This window comes from Streptomyces sp. CC0208 (assembly GCF_003443735.1).
Classification (GTDB): domain Bacteria; phylum Actinomycetota; class Actinomycetes; order Streptomycetales; family Streptomycetaceae; genus Streptomyces; species Streptomyces sviceus.
This window is the reverse complement of record NZ_CP031969.1, coordinates 3,627,824-3,644,355: the sequence shown is the minus strand read 5'-3', so window position 1 is coordinate 3,644,355 and position 16,532 is coordinate 3,627,824. Positions and strand designations below refer to the sequence as shown.

Here is a 16,532-nt window from a genome sequence, read left to right as displayed (position 1 = left end):
CCATGGCCCCCATTCCTGGCTCGGGTCTGGCCAAGGGCCTGGCCGTCACCCTGCGCACGATGACGAAGAAGACCGTCACCGAGCAGTACCCCGACGCCCAGCCCGACCTCCCGCCCCGCACCCGCGGCGTCATCGGCCTGTTCGAGGAGAACTGCACGGTCTGCATGCTGTGCGCCCGTGAGTGCCCCGACTGGTGCATCTACATCGACTCCCACAAGGAGACGGTCCCGGCGGCGGCCCCCGGTGGCCGCGAACGCAGCCGTAACGTCCTCGACCGCTTCGCCATCGACTTCTCCCTCTGCATGTACTGCGGTATCTGCATCGAGGTGTGTCCTTTCGACGCCCTGTTCTGGTCCCCGGAGTTCGAGTACGCCGAGACCGACATCCGCGAGCTCACCCACGAGCGGGACAAGCTCCGCGAGTGGATGTGGACCGTCCCGGCCCCACCGGCCCTCGACCCCGGAGCCGAGGAACCGAAGGAGATCGGCACCGCCCGCAAGACCGCCGAGAAGCTGGCGGCGGCCCAGGCCGAGCCGACGGCGCCGGCCGACCCCCAGGGGGAAGAGTCGTGACCCTCGCTCAGGAGGCGCACGGCTTCCTCTCCCCGACCGGCGTCGAGATCGCCTTCCTCCTCGTCGGCCTGGTCACCTTCGGCGCCGCGATCGTCACCGTCACCACCAAGCAGCTGGTGCACGCCGCCCTGTGGCTGGTGGTGGCCCTCGGTGGCCTCGCCGTCGAATACCTCCTGCTCACCGCCGAGTTCATCGCCTGGGTGCAGGTCCTCATCTATGTGGGTTCCGTCGTTGTCCTCCTTCTGTTCGGTCTGATGCTCACCAGGGCCCCCATCGGCCGCTCCCCGGACGCCGACTCCGGCAACCGCTGGGCCGCCCTCGTCGTGGCCCTCGCCGCGGCGGCCGCTCTGGTCTGGGTGGTCGCCGACGCCTTCCGCACCACCTGGATCGACCTGGACGGCCCCGCCGCCGGCTCCACCGAGGCCACCGGCGCGAGCCTCTTCCAGAACTGGGTCCTCCCCTTCGAGGCCCTCTCCGTCCTGCTCCTCGCGGCACTGGTCGGCGCGATCGTCCTGTCCCGCAAGGCGAAGGCGGAGTCGAGCTCTCCCCCTGTGAACTCCCGAGCGGTGACCGGTGGTTCCCCATCCGTCCCGGATTCCCGTAATCACCCCATCGGGCGAAATGGGCCGGTCGCGGGAACCAAGTCGGCCAAGGAACCCGCGTCGACCAGAGAAACCGCGACGGCCGAGGGAACCGCGACGGCCAAGGGAACCGAGTCCGCCGAGCAGGAAGGCGCCCGCTGATGCACCTCGCCTATCCCGCCGTACTCTCCGCCCTCCTCTTCTGCACCGGCCTCTACGGCGTCCTCGCCCGTCGCAACGCGATCCTCGTCCTGATGTCGGTCGAGCTGATGCTCAACGCCGTCAACCTGAACCTGGTCGCCTTCGACGTCTGGCTCAGCGAGGCCGCCGAGGAGACCCTCCACTCAGGCCAGGCCCTCACCCTGTTCACCATCGCCATCGCCGCCGCCGAGATCGGCATCGGCCTCGCGATCGTCCTCGCCGTCCACCGCAACCGCGGCACCGCCGACATCGACAAACTCCGCGACACGGCCGAGGGCCACGAGCCCGACGACCGCGACGACACCGACAGCGAAGTCCGTCCGGCCGAGCAGGCCGCAGGATCCGGGCGGACCGGGAAGGCTGAGGCCACCGCGTGACCACGACCACCCTCGCCGTCCTCGTCCCCCTCCTTCCCTTCCTGGGCGCCGCGGCCGGCCTGCTCCTGGGCCGCACCGCCCCCGGCTTCGTCCGCCCGCTCGCCGTCCTGCCGCCCCTGGTCGCCCTCGCGCTCGCCGCGGTGGTCGCCGTACGCCAGGGTGGCGACCAGACGGTGAACGCCGCCACCGAACTCACCCCGACCGGCTCGGTCCCGATCGAACTCGCCCTGTACATCGACGGCTTCGCCGCCCTCGTCGCCGTCCTGGTCGCATTCGTCGCCACCTGCGTGCAGATCTACTCGACCGGCTATCTGCGCGACGACCCGCGCTACCCCTCCTACGCCGCTCTCGTCTCCCTCTTCACCTCCGCGATGCTGCTCGTCGTCTACTCCGGCGACCTGATCGTGCTGTTGGTCGGCTGGGAGATCATGGGCATCTGCTCGTACTTCCTGGTCGGCCACTACTGGGAGACCCCGGAGGCCCGCGCCGCCTCCCTCAAGGCCTTCCTGGTGACCAAGCTCGGTGACGTCCCCTTCCTGATCGGCCTGTTCGCGCTGGCCACCGACGCCGGCTCCTTCCGGATCACGAAGGTCCTCGACGCCGTCGCCCACGGCGGACTCGACCACCCGACCCTGATCGCCCTGCTCCTTCTCGCGGGTGTGGCCGGCAAGTCGGCGCAGTTTCCGCTGCACACCTGGCTCCCCGACGCGATGGCGGGCCCCACGCCCGTGTCCGCGCTGATCCACGCCGCGACGATGGTCGCCGCCGGTGTCTACTTCATCGCCCGTCTCCTCCCGGTCTTCGAGGCCTCGCAGGCCGCGATGCTGGTCCTCGCCGGCATGGCCGCCGTCACGATGGTCGGTTCCGGTCTCGCCGCGCTCGCCCAGGACGACATCAAGCGCGTCCTCGCCTACTCGACGATCGGCCAGCTCGGCTACATGACCGGCGCCCTCGCCGTCGGCGACCGCGGTGCCGCCGTCTTCCACCTCCTGTCCCACGGCGCCTTCAAGGCGCTGCTGTTCCTCGCGGCCGGCGTGATCATCCACGCCGCAGGCACCAACTCGCTGGCGGCCATGTCCCGCATGAAGGACCTGCGTGCCCGCGTCCCCGACGCCTTCTGGACGATGACCGTGGCGCTCCTCGCGCTCGCCGCGATCCCGCCCTTCAGCGGCTTCTTCTCCAAGGAGTCCGTCCTCGGCGCCGCCGAGCACGTCGCCACCGGCCACACCGAGCACGCTCCCGGCGCCGCGGGCTGGATCACCCTGGTCGCCGGCCTCCTCACGGCCCTGCTCACCGCCGCGTACGCGACCCGCCTGTGGCTGCTGGCCTTCCACGGGCGGGGCACCGAGGCTCCCGACCACGGCCGTCAGCCACTGACGATGAACGTGGTCCTGTGGGTCCTCGCGGCCCCCTCCCTCGCCCTCGGCGCGTTCGCCTACCGCGTGCTGCCCGACTGGTTCGACGGCCGCGACCTCACCCCGACCCTCACCACGTCCGTCGCCGGTACCGGCGTGGCTCTGATCGGCGGCATCGTCACCTACGCGGCCTGGCGGCACACCAGCGCGATCACGACTTGCGTCCCGCTCGGAGCCGTCGCCGCCCACCCCGAGGGCGACGCCGGACTGGTCGAGGCCGAGGCCATCGCCACCCACGAGCCCGCCTACGGAGACGTGGCCTACGCGCCCGACCCCGCTGACCCCGGACGGCTGCTGCTCGGCCCGCTGCACCGCCACGCGGCCGTCGGCTTCCACCTGGACGCCCTGTACACGGCCCTCTTCGTCCGCCCGGTCCAGGCCGGAGCCACCCTCGTCCGGTTCCTGGACCGCGAGGTCGTCGAGACCTACGTACGCGGCGCGGGAACACTGCCCCGTTGGCTCGGCACCGCCGTACGGCGGGCCCAGACCGGCAATCTGCAGACCTATGTGAGCGCGCTGCTCGCCGGCACCGTCGTCCTCGCGGTCGCCGTCGTCCTCGTCGCCACGGGAGCGTGAGCAGGCGTGATCGATATCAACGAGTCCGTGATGCAGTTCCTTCTGGCGTTCGTCGTGGCCGGCCCGCTCCTCGGTGCCGTCACGGCTCTGCTCCCTGCCCCGCCCGGACTGAAGGGGAAGTCGCCCGACCAGGCCGTACTGCGGCACGGGGTGACCGTCACCGGCGTGATCCTCATCGCCGCGATCGTCCTCGCGCTCGGCTTCGACCACGACCACCCGTCGAAGATGCAGGCCACGACCGACATCAGCTGGATCCCCGCACTCGACGTGCGCATCCACCTCGGCATCGACGGCATCTCCCTCCCCCTTCTGGTCCTGACCGCGCTGCTGACCTTCCTCTGCGCGCTCTACTCCTACTTCAAGATGCCGTCGGGGCCGACCCCGAAGGCCTTCGTCGCGCTGCTGCTCGTCCTCGAGTCCGGCACCCTCGCGACCTTCGCCGTCCTCGATCTGCTGCTGTTCTTCCTCGCGTTCGAGACGGTGCTCATCCCGATGTACTTCCTCATCGCCCGCTGGGGCGGCGCGGACCGCCAGGCCGCCGCCTGGCGCTTCATCCTCTACACACTGCTCGGCTCGGTCGTGATGCTGCTCGGCCTGCTCCTGATCGGGATCAAGGCGGGCACATTCGACATGGTGGCACTCGCCACTGACAACGGCCGGTCGCTGACCACATCCGTGCAGGTCATCGCCGTCCTGGCGATCGGGATCGGACTCGCGGTCAAGACCCCGATGTGGCCGCTGCACAGCTGGCTGCCCGACGCCCACACTGCCGCGCCGACCGTCGGCTCGGTGCTGCTGGCCGGTGTCCTGCTGAAGATGGGTACGTACGGGTTCGTCCGCATTCTGCTGCCGATCGCGCCCGACGGCTTCCGTGACTTCGCGCCCTACCTCGCCGCCTTCGCCGTGGTCGGGATCATCTACGGATCACTGGTCTGTCTCGCCCTCGCCAAGCGGGGCGCGAAGGGCGATCTCAAACGCCTTATCGCCTACTCCTCCGTCGGCCACATGGGCTTCGTCCTGCTCGGCATCGCCACCATGACCCCGACCGGCGTGAACGGCGCCCTGTTCGCCAACATTGCCCACGGCCTCATCACCGGCCTCCTGTTCTTCCTGGTCGGCGCCCTGAAGGACCGCACCGGCACCACTGACCTCGACACCCTGGCCGAGGAGACCGGGGCTGCCCTGTACGGCAAGGCCCCCCGCCTGGGCGGCCTGCTGGCCTTCGGCGCGGTCGCCTCGCTCGGCCTGCCCGGCCTCGCCGGATTCTGGGGCGAGATGCTGGCGCTCTTCGGAGCCTTCAAGCCCGCCGACGACCTCAGCCGCCCCGCCTTCCTCACCTTCATGGCGATCGGAGCGTTCGGCACCCTCCTGACGGCCGCCTACATGCTCGTCGTGGTCCGCCGCGTCTGCATGGGCGCCGTACCCCAGGACGCCCCCCAGCTCGCCGACGTCCACACGTACGAGTTCGCGGCCTGGACGCCGCTCGTCGCCCTCACCGTCGTGGCGGGCCTGTGGCCGAAGGCCCTCCTCGGCCTCACCGACCCGGCCGTCCAGCAGCTCCTCGCAGGAGGCAACCGATGAGCACCCTGGCCGCCATGGCCCAGCCACTGGCTTCGTCGGCCCAGCCGCTGACCGCGACGGCCGCGAACCTCGTCCAGTCCGTCGACTGGCTCGCGATCGCGCCGCCGACCGTCGCGGCGGTCGTCGCTCTCGCCGTCCTCGTCGCCGACCTGTTCGTCGGCGAACAGAGGAAAGCCCTGCTCGGGTGGGTCTCGGTCGCGGGCCTGGCCGCCTCCGCGCTCCTGCTGCTGCCCCTCCTGGACGGCGACCGCAGCACCTTCTGCCTGACCGGCGACGGCGGCGTCTGCAGCTACACGGCCGACCGCTTCACGCTCGTCATCCAGTTCGTCGTCCTCGGCGGCGCCCTCCTCGCCGCCCTCCTGTCGGTCACCACCCTCAAGGACGCCGACAAGAGACTCCCCGAAGGGGAGTACTGGTTCCTGCTGCTCTCCTCAGCCGCCGGCGCCGCCCTCCTGCCGGCCTCCCGCGACCTGGCGACCCTGATCGTCGCCCTGGAAGTCGCCTCCCTGCCCGCCTTCGCCCTGGTCGGAATCCGGCCCGGCGACAGGAGGTCCTCCGAAGCAGCACTGAAGTTCTTCCTGTCCTCGGTCACCGCCACCGCGGTCAGCCTCATGGGCATCAGCTTCGTGTACGCCTCCACGGGAACCCTCTACCTGAGCCAGGTCGCCGACCGCATCCAGCACGTCGACGGACAACTCCACACCCTCGCCCAGACCGGCGTCGTCCTCACCCTCGTCGGCTTCGCCTTCAAGACGGCCGCCGTGCCCTTCCACTTCTGGGTGCCCGACACGTACGTGGGCGCGCCCCTCCCGATCGCCGCCTACCTGTCGGTCGTCGGCAAGGCGGTCGGCTTCTCCGGCCTGATCCTGATCACCGTGGTCGCCCTGCCGTCGTATGCCGACGTCTGGGGCCCGGCACTCGCCGCACTCGCCGCCCTCACCATGACCGTCGGCAACGTCGGCGCCCTGCGACAGCAGGCCACGCGCGCGTACAGCGCCGTACGGCTGCTCGCCTGGTCCTCCGTCGGCCAGGCCGGCTACCTCCTCGTCCCGATCGCCGCCGCCGCGTACTCCGACGACGCCGAGCGGTCCGTAGGCTCCACCGTCGCCTACGCCCTCATGTACGCCGCCGTGAACCTCGGCGCCTTCGCGGTCGCCGCGCTGGTGGGTCGTACGAAGGCCGCGAACCGCCTCACCGACTACCGGGGCCTCTACGCGACCAACCCGTTCGCCGCCCTTCTGCTGGCCTTCTTCCTGCTCTGCCTGGCCGGGCTGCCGCCGGGCATCATCGGCCTGTTCGCCAAGGTCACCGTCTTCTCGGCGGCCGTGGACGCGGGCCTCGGCTGGCTCGCCGTGGTCATGGCCGTCAATGTCGTGATCGCGCTGTTCTACTACCTCCAGTGGACGACGCTGCTGTTCCGGGCCCCGGAGGGCGAACCCGCCACACACCGTGTCCCCGCCCCCCTCACAGCCGCGCTCGCCCTGACCGGCGTCCTCGGCGTCGCGCTCTCGGGCGCGCCCCAACTGGTGCTGCGCTTCGCCGACACCGGCCTCTTCTGAACCGGCCCTTCCCGAACCTGAACCGCCCCTCCCGGACCGTCACCCGGACGGCCCACCTGGGCCTGCGTGCGCACAAGGGAACTAGTGGCCCTCGCCTGGCGTTGAGCAAGACGGGAAGGTCCACTGGACGTGACACCACGGACTGTGGCATCGGAAGACATCGGAGACCAGTAAGCAAAGGGTTCCCCTGCGGCACCACTTGGAGGGCGTACCGTGCACCGCCGGCACAACGGGCTCAGGACCGCAGTCCTCCTCGGGGGACTGTCCGCACTCATCATCGTCATCGGCAGCTTCTTCGGCCGTATGGGGTTGGTGGTGGCCGTCCTGATCGCGCTGGGCACCAACGCGTACGCGTACTGGAACAGCGACAAGCTGGCTCTACGCGCGATGCGTGCCCGCCCGGTGAGCGAGTTCGAGGCACCGGCTCTGTACCGCATGGTCCGCGAACTCTCCACCCAGGCCCGTCAGCCCATGCCGCGGCTGTACATCTCGCCGACCGAGGCACCCAACGCCTTCGCGACCGGCCGCAACCCGCGCAACGCCGCCGTGTGCTGCACCGACGGCATCCTGCGCATGCTGGACGAGCGCGAACTGCGCGGCGTCATCGGCCACGAACTCAGCCATGTCTACAACCGGGACATCCTGATCTCCTCGGTCGCCGGCGCCCTCGCCTCCGTGATCATGTTCCTGGTCAACTTCGCCTGGCTGATCCCGATCGGCCGCTCCGACGACGACGACGGCCCGGGCCTTCTCGGCATGCTGATGATCATGATCCTCGGACCGCTGGCGGCCGGCCTCATCCAGATGGCCATCAGCCGCTCCAGGGAGTACGAGGCGGACGCGTCCGGCGCCCAGCTCACCGGCGACCCCCTCGCGCTCGCCAGCGCCCTGCGCAAGCTCGACATGGGCACCAAGCAGCTGCCGTTGCCCCCCGAGCCGCGCATCGAGACCGCGAGCCACATGATGATCGCGAATCCTTTCCGCCCTGGCCAGGGACTGTCCAAGATGTTCTCGACACACCCGCCGATGGCGCAACGCATCGCCCGGCTCGAGAAGATGGCAGGTCGCCCCCAGTGAAAACCATCCTGAACGTCATTTGGCTCGTCCTGAGCGGCTTCTGGCTGTTCCTCGCCTACCTGGCCGCGGGCGCGGTGCTGTGCATCACCATCATCGGCATCCCGTTCGGCATAGCGGCCTTCCGTATCGGCGTCTACGCCCTCTGGCCCTTCGGGTACACCACGGTCGAGCGCCGTGACGCGGGCTCACCCTCCTTCGTCGGCAACGTCCTGTGGCTGGTCCTCGCCGGCTGGTGGCTGGCGCTGGGCCACATCGCCACGGGCCTCGTCCTCTGCCTCACGATCATCGGTATCCCGTTCGGCATCGCCAACTTCAAGCTGATCCCCGTGTCCCTGTTCCCACTGGGCCGCGAAATCGTCCCCACGGACGAGCCGTTCGCGGCCCGCTGACGGACGGCCGCGGGAGGGGGCGCCGAATACGTCCTGCTGTCGTACGACCGGCAGGCCGAGTTCGAGGGCGAGGAGGGCCACGAGGAGACGTGGGCCTGGTGCGAGGACGCCGAAGATCTCTTCGCCGACCCGCCTCCTCCCCTCCGGGAGGCATACGACCTTCTCGGCTGCGCTCCCGAGGGGCAGTTGAGAGAAGCCCTCACCCGCGCGAGTGCCGAAGGACCGGCGCCCTCGGGTCACCGACCCTGGAGATCCTCGACAAGACCGGCGCGGCGGTCGCCGAGGCCATCTGGAAGAAACGCGCCTCCTCGACGACCGCCCCTGCGCCCGCGACCTGACACTGCGGGACGTCACGATCGAGGGAACCGCACCCGACCACAACCCCTTCGACCATCCGCGCCGACCGCCCCTGTCCCACGGCTACCGCCTGCTGGGCCCGCACGGCGAACCACATGGCACCTGCCGTGACCTCGCCTGAGCCGAGGGCGGCCAGAGTTTTCCACAATCCGGAGGTTGTCCACAGGCCTGCCCGGCTGTCAGTCCCGCCCTGCATCATGAATGCATGACCGAGAGCGAGCAGTTGCTGGCACGGGTGGCGGACAAGGCCCGCAACACCCGACCGTGGGGATGGACTTCCCTCCCTGAGCCGGTGGAGGCGGACACCCTGGCCCGCGCCGAGGCCGCACTGGGCTTCCACCTGCCCGCGCTGCTCGCCGACCTCTACCTGCGGATAGGAGACGGTGGATTCGGCCCGGAGTACGGCCTGTTGCCCCTGCTCGACAGCGCACCGGCCGGTGAACCCGCGGCCGTCGTGCAATACCTGACCAATCGCAAGAGCGGACGTAAGGACCCCGACTGGCCCTGGCCCGAGGGCGTCCTGCCGATATCCCACTGGGGCTGCGCGATGTACGCGTGCGTGGACTGCCGCAGCCGAAAAGCTCCGGTCCTCCTCTTCGAACCGAACGCCGGCGACCGCGACCACTCCTGGTTCGTGGACGCCCCCACCCTCACGGACTGGCTGCGGGCCTGGGTCGACGGCACGGGCTGGTACGAGGAGATGAACGAAGAACTGGAGATGCCCCCTTGGGCGGAGTTCCCGATACGCACGACACCGCCGACCCCCGCGACCTGACGAGCCCCTCAGAGGCACCCGCCCGCTGACCTACCGCCCCGCCCACCACTGTCGTACCCCGTACGCCACCACCCCGACCGCCAGCACCCCCGCGCCCACGACCACGGAAATCCCGGGCAGCGCGAACGCCAGCACCACACACCCGAGCAGCCCCACCACCGGCACCACCCTGGCCGCCGGAGCCGAACCGAGCGTCCAGGCCGACGTGTTGGCCACCGCGTAGTACACGAGCACACCGAAGGAGGAGAAACCGATCGCGCCCCGTACGTCCACCGTGGCGGCGAGGACCGCGACCACCGCACCCACGGCCAGCTCGGCCCGGTGCGGCACCTGAAAACAGGGATGCACGGCGGACAGCGCGCCCGGCAGATGCCGGTCCCGGGCCATGGCCAGCGTCGTCCGTGAGACGCCGAGAATCAGGGCGAGCAGCGAGCCGAGCGCGGCCACGGCGGCACCCACCCGCACCACCGGCACGAGCCCCGGCGCCCCGGCTGCCCGCACCGCCTCGGCCAGCGGCGCGTCCGCACGGCCCAGAGCAGCGGCGCCCAGCACGGAAAGGACAGCCACCGCCACACCCGCGTACACCACCAGCGTGATGCCCAGCGCCAGGGGGATCGCGCGGGGGATGGTGCGCGCGGGGTCCCGCACCTCCTCACCGAGGGTCGCGATGCGCGCATACCCCGCGAACGCGAAGAACAGCAGACCGGCCGCCTGCAGCACTCCGCCCACACCGCCGGAGACCCCGGCATCCAGCCGTCCGGCCTCCGAGGCCCCGGACCCCAGACACACGACCACCACGGAAGCGAGGACAGCGAGGACCACCGCCACGATCGCCCGGGTCAGCCAGGCGGACTTCTGGATCCCGCCGTAGTTCACCGCGGTCAGAGCCACCACGGCCGCGACAGCCACGGCATGGGCCTGCCCCGGCCAGACGTACGCACCCACCGTCAGCGCCATCGCCGCACAGGAGGCCGTCTTTCCGACCACGAACGACCAGCCCGCAAGATAACCCCAGAACGGCCCGAGCCGCTCCCGCCCGTACACATAGGTGCCGCCTGAGGCCGGATAGAGGGCGGCCAGCCGCGCCGAGGACGTGGCGTTGCAGTAGGCGACCACGGCGGCGACGCCGAGCCCGAGCAGCAGCCCCGATCCGGCCGCGCCCGCTGCCGGCCCGAGGGCGGCGAAGATCCCGGCGCCGATCATCGAGCCGAGCCCGATGACGACGGCGTCCCCCACTCCCAGCGTGCGCCGCAGTTCGGCCCCGGAATGCGTCATGAGCCGCACCCTACTGATCCCGTGCAACCGCAGGACACGGCCCTGACGTCCTCTCCGGCAACGAGAGGCGAACGCCCGCTCGAAGACACCGCACACAGGCCGGACGCGTACGGCGTACGACCTATGCACAGGAGCGCTCGCCCGGTCCGCCCGGACGGAGATCACTGTCCGCGGACAGTGCGGGCACAGCGCGGAAGGGCAGGTTCAGGGCATGAGCATCATCGGCTGGATCATCCTGGGGCTGTTGGCCGGAGCCATCGCCAAGTTCCTGCTGCCGGGCCGTGACCCGGGCGGCTTGATCGGGACGACTCTCATCGGCGTCGCGGGCGCGTTCATCGGCGGCTGGATATCGGCCCGCTGGCTGGACCACCCGGTCAGCAAGAGCTTCTACGACGGTCCCACCTGGGCCGCCGCGATCGGCGGCTCCCTCGTGCTCCTGATCGCCTACCGTCTCCTGTTCGGCAACTCGCGCGACTGACCCCGAACCGCAGCCAGCAGGCGAGAAGGGTGGGCACCGACCAGGTGCCCACCCTTCCTCGTGGATCGGTGCCGATCGGTGAATCAGCGGCTCACCGGTAGTTCACGAACTGGATCGCGAAGTCGAAGTCCTTGCCCTTCAACAGGGCGATGACGGACTGCAGGTCGTCACGGCTCTTCGAGCTGACCCGCAGCTCGTCGCCCTGGACCTGGGCCTTCACGCCCTTCGGGCCCTCGTCACGGATGATCTTCGCGACCTTCTTGGCGTTGTCCTGGGAGATGCCCTCCTCGATCGACGCGAAGATCTTGTACTCCTTGCCGGAGAGCTGCGGCTCACCCGCGTCGAGCGCCTTCAGCGAGATCCCACGCTTGATCAGCTTGGACTGGAAGACGTCGAGAACGGCGTTTACCCGGTCCTCGGAGTTCGCCTCCATCAGGATCTTGTCGCCGGACCACGAGATCGAGGCACCCACGCCCTTGAAGTCGTAGCGCTGGGAGATCTCCTTGGCGGCCTGGTTGAGGGCGTTGTCGACCTCCTGCCGCTCGACCTTCGAGACGATGTCGAAACTGGAGTCGGCCATGTCCTGTGGCTCCTTGTATCGGGGTGCGTGTCAACCTGCGTACGGATGCGTATCGGCGTACGTGGAGGCGGGCGCCGAGCCCGGTGTGAACCCGGGCCGCATCCGCCCAAGCCTAGTCACCCCATGCCCTCCGGGCGCAGATCAATCGGGTGGCGAAGCACCCCTCGGTATCAGGTATTGTTTACGTCGTTGCCACGGAGCACCGCCGCAAGACGGTTCGAAGGGCAGCAACCCCGGCGGTGTGCCCGAGCGGCCAAAGGGAGCAGACTGTAAATCTGCCGGCTCAGCCTTCCCAGGTTCGAATCCTGGCGCCGCCACGCTGAGAAAGAGACCCCTTCCGAACTGCGGAAACGCAGAGCGGAGGGGGTCTCTTCGTGTGTGGGAAGTTCCCGGCGCCGGGTTGCCTGGCGCAGGACGGTGATGTGCACTGCACCGGTCGGTCCGGCGGTGTCAGGACACGTGTTCGTGGTCCTCCCGCAGTGCCGCGCGCATGTGGTGGAGGCGGTCCAAGGACCGGCGCCGCATCCAGGCGACCCAGCAGCAGAAACCGGTCACGGCGACCGCGAAAACGAGCGGGAGGGCCAGTGATCCGGTGGCCACCCCGAGGGCGAGCAGGGCGACGGTGATCAGGCCCATGAAGCCCAGCCAGTACGGCAGCCACCGGCGGTTGCGTTCCAGCAGGCTCAGTTGGTCGTCGACCAGCCGCCGCATCGATTCGCGTTGCTCGGGCTCGCTCGGCACCTCGCGATGCCGGATCCTGCGGCCGAGCTCGACGAGACCGCGTGGGTCCGTGCCTGCCGCGCGGATGGCCCGACGACGGTGTACGGCCGTGAACGTGATGCCGATGGCGGCGTAGAAGAACCCCTGGACCACCCAGAGGACCGGATGGTCACCCCGGCGGAACAGGGCGCTGACACCCACGCCTAACAGGAAGATCAGGACCGCCTGTGCGGCCAGACTGCGGTCGAGCCAGCGCTTGAAGGAGCGCATGGCGCGTACCTCCTCGGAATCGACAAGAACCCTGTCGTTTCCGAATGCCCTTTCGGCAGCCGCCTATGGGCAACAGGCCGACAAGCAGTCAGCTCCTGTGTGCGGCAAGGCCCGAGGGCCGTCCGCCCGTCACCCCGCCGCCGTTTCTCGCCCTCCGCCTCGGCGTCCGCCCCACCCCGTCCCCCTAACCCCGATCGACCCAACGCCACACTCCAGACGCACATACCCCGCGCGCCCGGGGCACACTGACTGCATGTCCAGTCGTCGCAGGCTCTGCCCCGAGTGCCGCCGCGAGATCGCCGTCGTCGCCGGCCGCTTCGCCCGGCACGACCCGCCCGGCGCGCGTGAGAGGGGCCAGCTCGTCTCGTGCCCTGGCTCCCGCAGGCAGGCGGAACTCGGAGCCGCACAGCCGTCGTTGGACGGGTACGCAGTGCCCGTCGTACCCGGCCAGCTGCCCCTGTTCTGACGTCCGCCGTACCCGGCCGAGTGGCCGTCCGCTGACGGGACGGGACGGCACGTGACGTGCCGTCACGTGCCGAGCGACTACGCCCGCACGTCCATCCGCGCGACCAGTCCGTCCTCCCCGAACCCGTACACGTGCTCCACGGTCTCCTCGGCCCACCGCTCGGCGCCCGCCGCGTCGCGCGTCCCGAGCCGTACGGTGACCACCACCGTCTCGGCCGCCCCGCCCGGCCGCAGCCCCTCCAGCCGTACGAGCGGATGCCCCGCCGTGAACTGCCGTGCCCAGTACGCCCGTACCGCCTCATGGCCATGCAGCCGGCCGCCGTCCAGCATGTTCGGCCAGTCCACGTCCGGAGCCAGACAGCGCGGTACGAAGGCGTCACGCTCGTCCGTCGCGAAGACCTCGTACATCCGCCGCAGCAGGGCCTCCCGCGCGGCCGGCACCCCCTCGGCGGCCATCCTCAGTTGCCCGCCACCGACTTCACCGCCACCGACACCGGCGTGGAACCGCTCACCAGTTCCAGCGTCAGCCCGGCCGTCGCGGGCGTGTCCAGCAACTCCGCCAGTACGGCGGCCACGTCGTCGCGCGGGATCGGGCCACGGCCGGTGTGCGCCTCCAGTCGGACGAGGCCCTTGCCGGCGTCGTCCGTGAGCGCGCCGGGGCGCAGAATCGTCCAGTCCAGGTCGTCCAGGCCACTCACATAGGCGTCGGCCTCGCCCTTGGCGCGCAAATACACGTCGAAGATCTCGTCGCCCTCGTGCCGGGGGTCCGCGCCCATGGAGGACACGATCACGAAGCGCCGCACGCCCGCCCGGACCGCCGCGTCCGCGAACAGCACCGCGGCGGCCTTGTCCACGGTGTCCTTGCGGGATGCGCCGCTGCCGGGGCCCGCGCCCGCGGCGAAGACGGCCGCGTCCGCGCCCCGCAGAGCCGCCACGACCTCCTCGACCGAGGCCGACTCCAGGTCGAGGACGACCGGTTCGGCACCGGCGTCCCGCAGGTCGTCGCCCTGTTCCGGGCGGCGGATGATCCCCGCGACCTCGTCCCCGCGCGCGGCGAGCAGCCGCTCCAGCCGCAGCGCGATCTGACCATGACCACCAGCGATGACAATGCGCATGCCTTCGACCGTACGCCGGAACACCCGCGAACGCCGCGTCAGGGGAGTGAGGGGTGGGGCTGAGGGGGCGCACACGGGACACAGTGCCGCCGCCTCCTTGCCCCGCCGCCTCCTTGCCCCGGGCCTCCTACGACGCGCTTGCGCCTACGACACGTCCCCTCCGCCTACGACACGTCCCCGCGCCCCTGCCGCGGCAGCCCCAACTCCGCGGCCGCCGCCGAGTTGCAGTACTCCCGTACCGCGCTCGTCCGTGCCACCACGCGCCCCCTGTGCACCACGATCCGGCTGTACGCCAGGGAGAGCGCGCCGGCCAGGCGGTCGCCGCGTACCGCGAGCAGCTCGGCCGGGAAGCCGGCCTCCACGCGGACCTCGGGCAACCCGAGTACGGCTCGCGCCGAGGTGCTCACCGTGTCGTAGGCGTCCTCCGGCCGCAGGCCGTACCGGGAGGCGAGCAGGTACGCGGCCTCCAGGGGGTCACCGCGGCCCACGGGGTTGCAGGCGTCCCGCAGTGCGCCGCTGCCGGCCGCCACCCGGACCCCGGCCGCGCGCAGCAGCCGTACCGGAGCCGTGCCCCGCCCGTCCACGCCCGCGCAGCCGCCCTGCGGGAGGCACACCACGGCGACTCCGGCCGCCGCGAGCTGGTCGGCGGTGCGGGAGACCACGTCCGCGGGGAGCCGGTCGAGGCCCGCGCAGGGGCCGAGGGTCACGCCGGGCCGCAGCCCACCGGCCATGGCGCCGAGGCGGGCGAGCCGGGCCGGGTCGGTGGCGTCGGTGTGCAGGTCCACGGGGCAGCCGTGTTCCGATGCGACCTCCAGGACCGCCTCCGCGTAACCGGTCGGATCGGGGTCGAGATCCGGACAGCCGCCCACCACCGAGGCACCCATTTTCAGCGCGTCCCGCAACATGGCGAGCCCCTCCGCCCCCGCCACCCCGGTCAGCACCCGGGGCATCGCCACGGCCGTCAACTCGGCGAGCCCGCGCAGCGACCGCCGCGCCTGGAGTACGGCGGCCAGGGCGCCCAGCCCCTGGACGTCGCCCACGCGTACGTGTGCCCGGAGCGCGGTCGCCCCGTGCCCGAGCTGCAGCAGAGTGGCCTCCGTGGCCCTGCGCTGGACGTCCTGGGGATCGGGGGAGACCGGGCCCTCGGCGTCGGCCGACAGCGCGGTGTCGCCGTGGGCGTGCGGCTCGGCCGGGGCAGGCAGGAGCAGATAGCCGCTGAGATCCACACGCGCGCCGCACGCGTGCGTGCCGCTTCCGGCCAGGCTCCCGGCCGTACCGACCGCCTCGATGCGGCCGCCGCCCAGCCGTACGTCCACGGTCCTGCCGTCGGTGAGCCGTGCCCCGCACAACAGCAGGCCGGCCCCCTCGGACCGGCACGACGACGCGGCACCCGACGAGGACGAGGAGTGGGGCGGCTGCGGCTGGCTGTCGGGCATCGCGCTCCAGGGGCTCGGGGGCTGCGCAAGCCCGGAGCCACCGGAACCGCGCAAGAGGACGCAAGATCACGCAGAGTGAGTCGAGCCTAGGGTGGCGGTGCGCCCGCGACGGGGAGGAGCGCAATAGTCGTACCGGTGTGGTCCGCCGTACCGGAGGGGCTGTCGAGGCCTGCGGGAACCCCGTGGATCAAGGCCCTCAGGGCTGCGCGAAACGGATTTGGGCGAACGGCGGCGGAGCGTGTAATGTCTTCATCGCTCGCCCCAATAGCTCAGTCGGCAGAGCGTCTCCATGGTAAGGAGAAGGTCTACGGTTCGATTCCGTATTGGGGCTCTGGTGTGTGAGGTTCCCGTCGTGAGACGGGAACGGATCGCATCTCAGCGGTGTAGCTCAGTCGGTAGAGCAAGCGGCTCATAATCGCTGTGTCACCGGTTCAAGTCCGGTCACCGCTACAGACAGTAGCCGATTGTGGGGTCGGTCCTTCGATCGGCTACTCTTCTATGCGTTAATCGTCCCATCCGTTCGTCAAGGAGCACTCCTGTGGCTGCCACCGACGTCCGCCCGAAGATCACGCTGGCCTGCGTGGAGTGCAAGGAGCGGAACTACATCACCAAGAAGAACCGGCGTAACAACCCGGACCGACTGGAGATGAAGAAGCACTGCCCGCGTTGCAACGCGCACACCGCGCACCGCGAAACGCGATAAATCAGGCTCGTACACGAGGCCGTCCCCGAG

At 70.5% G+C, this 16,532-nt stretch carries 18 protein-coding genes and 3 tRNA genes; 15 read left to right on the top strand and 6 right to left on the bottom strand.

What is annotated here, in order from left to right; all coding sequences use genetic code 11:
* Nucleotides 1–2: 2 nt before the first annotated feature.
* The 9 genes from D1369_RS16495 (at nucleotide 3) to D1369_RS16450 (ending at nucleotide 9,460) form a co-directional block, all read left to right on the top strand.
* A complete protein-coding gene (locus D1369_RS16495; protein WP_007384018.1) occupies nucleotides 3–572 on the top strand; it encodes an NADH-quinone oxidoreductase subunit I in 570 nt (189 codons plus the stop codon).
* Nucleotides 569–1,315, top strand: a complete 747-nt coding sequence (locus D1369_RS16490; RefSeq protein WP_007384019.1) for an NADH-quinone oxidoreductase subunit J — start codon at nucleotides 569–571, stop codon at nucleotides 1,313–1,315. The genes D1369_RS16495 and D1369_RS16490 overlap by 4 nt, the downstream gene beginning before the upstream one ends.
* Nucleotides 1,315–1,731, top strand: a complete 417-nt coding sequence (gene nuoK / locus D1369_RS16485) for an NADH-quinone oxidoreductase subunit NuoK (protein ID WP_007384020.1) — start codon at nucleotides 1,315–1,317, stop codon at nucleotides 1,729–1,731. Before D1369_RS16490 ends, nuoK begins: the two co-directional genes overlap by 1 nt.
* Nucleotides 1,728–3,722 carry an NADH-quinone oxidoreductase subunit L gene (locus D1369_RS16480; protein WP_007384021.1) on the top strand — a complete coding sequence of 665 codons (1,995 nt, stop codon included), beginning with the start codon at nucleotides 1,728–1,730 and terminating at the stop codon, nucleotides 3,720–3,722. The genes nuoK and D1369_RS16480 overlap by 4 nt, the downstream gene beginning before the upstream one ends.
* A 6-nt stretch (nucleotides 3,723–3,728) precedes the next feature.
* Entirely contained in the window at nucleotides 3,729–5,303 is a 1,575-nt protein-coding gene (locus D1369_RS16475) for an NADH-quinone oxidoreductase subunit M (RefSeq protein WP_007384022.1), read from the top strand.
* 14 nt (nucleotides 5,304–5,317) lie between these two features.
* Nucleotides 5,318–6,862: an NADH-quinone oxidoreductase subunit N gene (locus tag D1369_RS16470; protein WP_037903582.1), complete on the top strand. Its 1,545-nt coding sequence runs from the start codon at nucleotides 5,318–5,320 to the stop codon at nucleotides 6,860–6,862.
* 213 nt (nucleotides 6,863–7,075) lie between these two features.
* Nucleotides 7,076–7,939 carry a zinc metalloprotease HtpX gene (htpX, locus tag D1369_RS16465; RefSeq protein ID WP_007384024.1) on the top strand — a complete coding sequence of 288 codons (864 nt, stop codon included), beginning with the start codon at nucleotides 7,076–7,078 and terminating at the stop codon, nucleotides 7,937–7,939.
* Nucleotides 7,936–8,328 (top strand): YccF domain-containing protein, encoded by a 393-nt coding sequence (locus tag D1369_RS16460; RefSeq protein ID WP_007384025.1) that lies wholly within the window; start codon nucleotides 7,936–7,938, stop codon nucleotides 8,326–8,328. Before htpX ends, D1369_RS16460 begins: the two co-directional genes overlap by 4 nt.
* A 562-nt stretch (nucleotides 8,329–8,890) precedes the next feature.
* On the top strand, nucleotides 8,891–9,460 hold the full coding sequence (locus tag D1369_RS16450; RefSeq protein WP_037901127.1) for an SMI1/KNR4 family protein: 570 nt from the start codon (nucleotides 8,891–8,893) through the stop codon (nucleotides 9,458–9,460).
* A gap of 30 nt (nucleotides 9,461–9,490) precedes the next feature.
* Here D1369_RS16450 and D1369_RS16445 read toward each other — a convergent pair whose 3' ends face one another.
* Complete coding sequence (locus D1369_RS16445; RefSeq protein WP_037901129.1) at nucleotides 9,491–10,735, bottom strand: APC family permease; 1,245 nt, start codon at nucleotides 10,733–10,735, stop codon at nucleotides 9,491–9,493.
* Nucleotides 10,736–10,946: 211 nt separating this feature from the next.
* Between D1369_RS16445 and D1369_RS16440 the strand changes: the two genes are divergently transcribed.
* A complete protein-coding gene (locus tag D1369_RS16440; RefSeq protein WP_007384028.1) occupies nucleotides 10,947–11,213 on the top strand; it encodes a GlsB/YeaQ/YmgE family stress response membrane protein in 267 nt (88 codons plus the stop codon).
* 91 nt (nucleotides 11,214–11,304) lie between these two features.
* Here the strand turns inward: D1369_RS16440 and D1369_RS16435 are convergent, their stop codons facing one another.
* Entirely contained in the window at nucleotides 11,305–11,793 is a 489-nt protein-coding gene (locus D1369_RS16435) for a YajQ family cyclic di-GMP-binding protein (RefSeq protein ID WP_007384029.1), read from the bottom strand.
* Nucleotides 11,794–12,028: 235 nt separating this feature from the next.
* On the opposite strand from D1369_RS16435, the gene D1369_RS16430 reads away from it, so the two are divergent.
* Nucleotides 12,029–12,110 (top strand) — tRNA-Tyr (locus D1369_RS16430).
* 133 nt (nucleotides 12,111–12,243) lie between these two features.
* Here D1369_RS16430 and D1369_RS16425 read toward each other — a convergent pair.
* Complete coding sequence (locus D1369_RS16425) at nucleotides 12,244–12,783, bottom strand: hypothetical protein (RefSeq protein ID WP_007384030.1); 540 nt, start codon at nucleotides 12,781–12,783, stop codon at nucleotides 12,244–12,246.
* A gap of 253 nt (nucleotides 12,784–13,036) precedes the next feature.
* On the opposite strand from D1369_RS16425, the gene D1369_RS16420 reads away from it, so the two are divergent.
* The gene (locus D1369_RS16420) at nucleotides 13,037–13,249 is read left to right on the top strand and encodes a hypothetical protein (RefSeq protein WP_007384031.1); all 213 of its coding nucleotides are present in this window, start codon (nucleotides 13,037–13,039) and stop codon (nucleotides 13,247–13,249) included.
* A 77-nt stretch (nucleotides 13,250–13,326) separates the two neighbouring features.
* On the opposite strand, the gene D1369_RS16415 is transcribed toward D1369_RS16420, so the two are convergent.
* The 3 genes from D1369_RS16415 to D1369_RS16405 form a co-directional block, all read right to left on the bottom strand.
* Nucleotides 13,327–13,704, bottom strand: a complete 378-nt coding sequence (locus tag D1369_RS16415) for a nuclear transport factor 2 family protein (RefSeq protein WP_007384032.1) — start codon at nucleotides 13,702–13,704, stop codon at nucleotides 13,327–13,329.
* Nucleotides 13,705–13,706: 2 nt separating this feature from the next.
* Nucleotides 13,707–14,363, bottom strand: coding sequence for an NAD(P)H-binding protein (locus tag D1369_RS16410; protein WP_007384033.1), 657 nt, complete (start codon nucleotides 14,361–14,363; stop codon nucleotides 13,707–13,709).
* Between the two features lie 164 nt (nucleotides 14,364–14,527).
* Nucleotides 14,528–15,799, bottom strand: coding sequence for an amidohydrolase family protein (locus tag D1369_RS16405; RefSeq protein ID WP_118082508.1), 1,272 nt, complete (start codon nucleotides 15,797–15,799; stop codon nucleotides 14,528–14,530).
* A gap of 258 nt (nucleotides 15,800–16,057) precedes the next feature.
* On the opposite strand from D1369_RS16405, the gene D1369_RS16400 reads away from it, so the two are divergent.
* The 3 genes from D1369_RS16400 to rpmG all read left to right on the top strand — a co-directional run bounded on the left by D1369_RS16400 (nucleotide 16,058) and on the right by rpmG (nucleotide 16,502).
* Nucleotides 16,058–16,130, top strand: a tRNA-Thr gene (locus D1369_RS16400).
* A gap of 46 nt (nucleotides 16,131–16,176) precedes the next feature.
* A tRNA-Met gene (locus tag D1369_RS16395) sits at nucleotides 16,177–16,249 on the top strand.
* An 88-nt stretch (nucleotides 16,250–16,337) separates the two neighbouring features.
* Nucleotides 16,338–16,502 carry a 50S ribosomal protein L33 gene (gene rpmG / locus D1369_RS16390; RefSeq protein WP_003948671.1) on the top strand — a complete coding sequence of 55 codons (165 nt, stop codon included), beginning with the start codon at nucleotides 16,338–16,340 and terminating at the stop codon, nucleotides 16,500–16,502.
* Nucleotides 16,503–16,532: the final 30 nt, after the last annotated feature.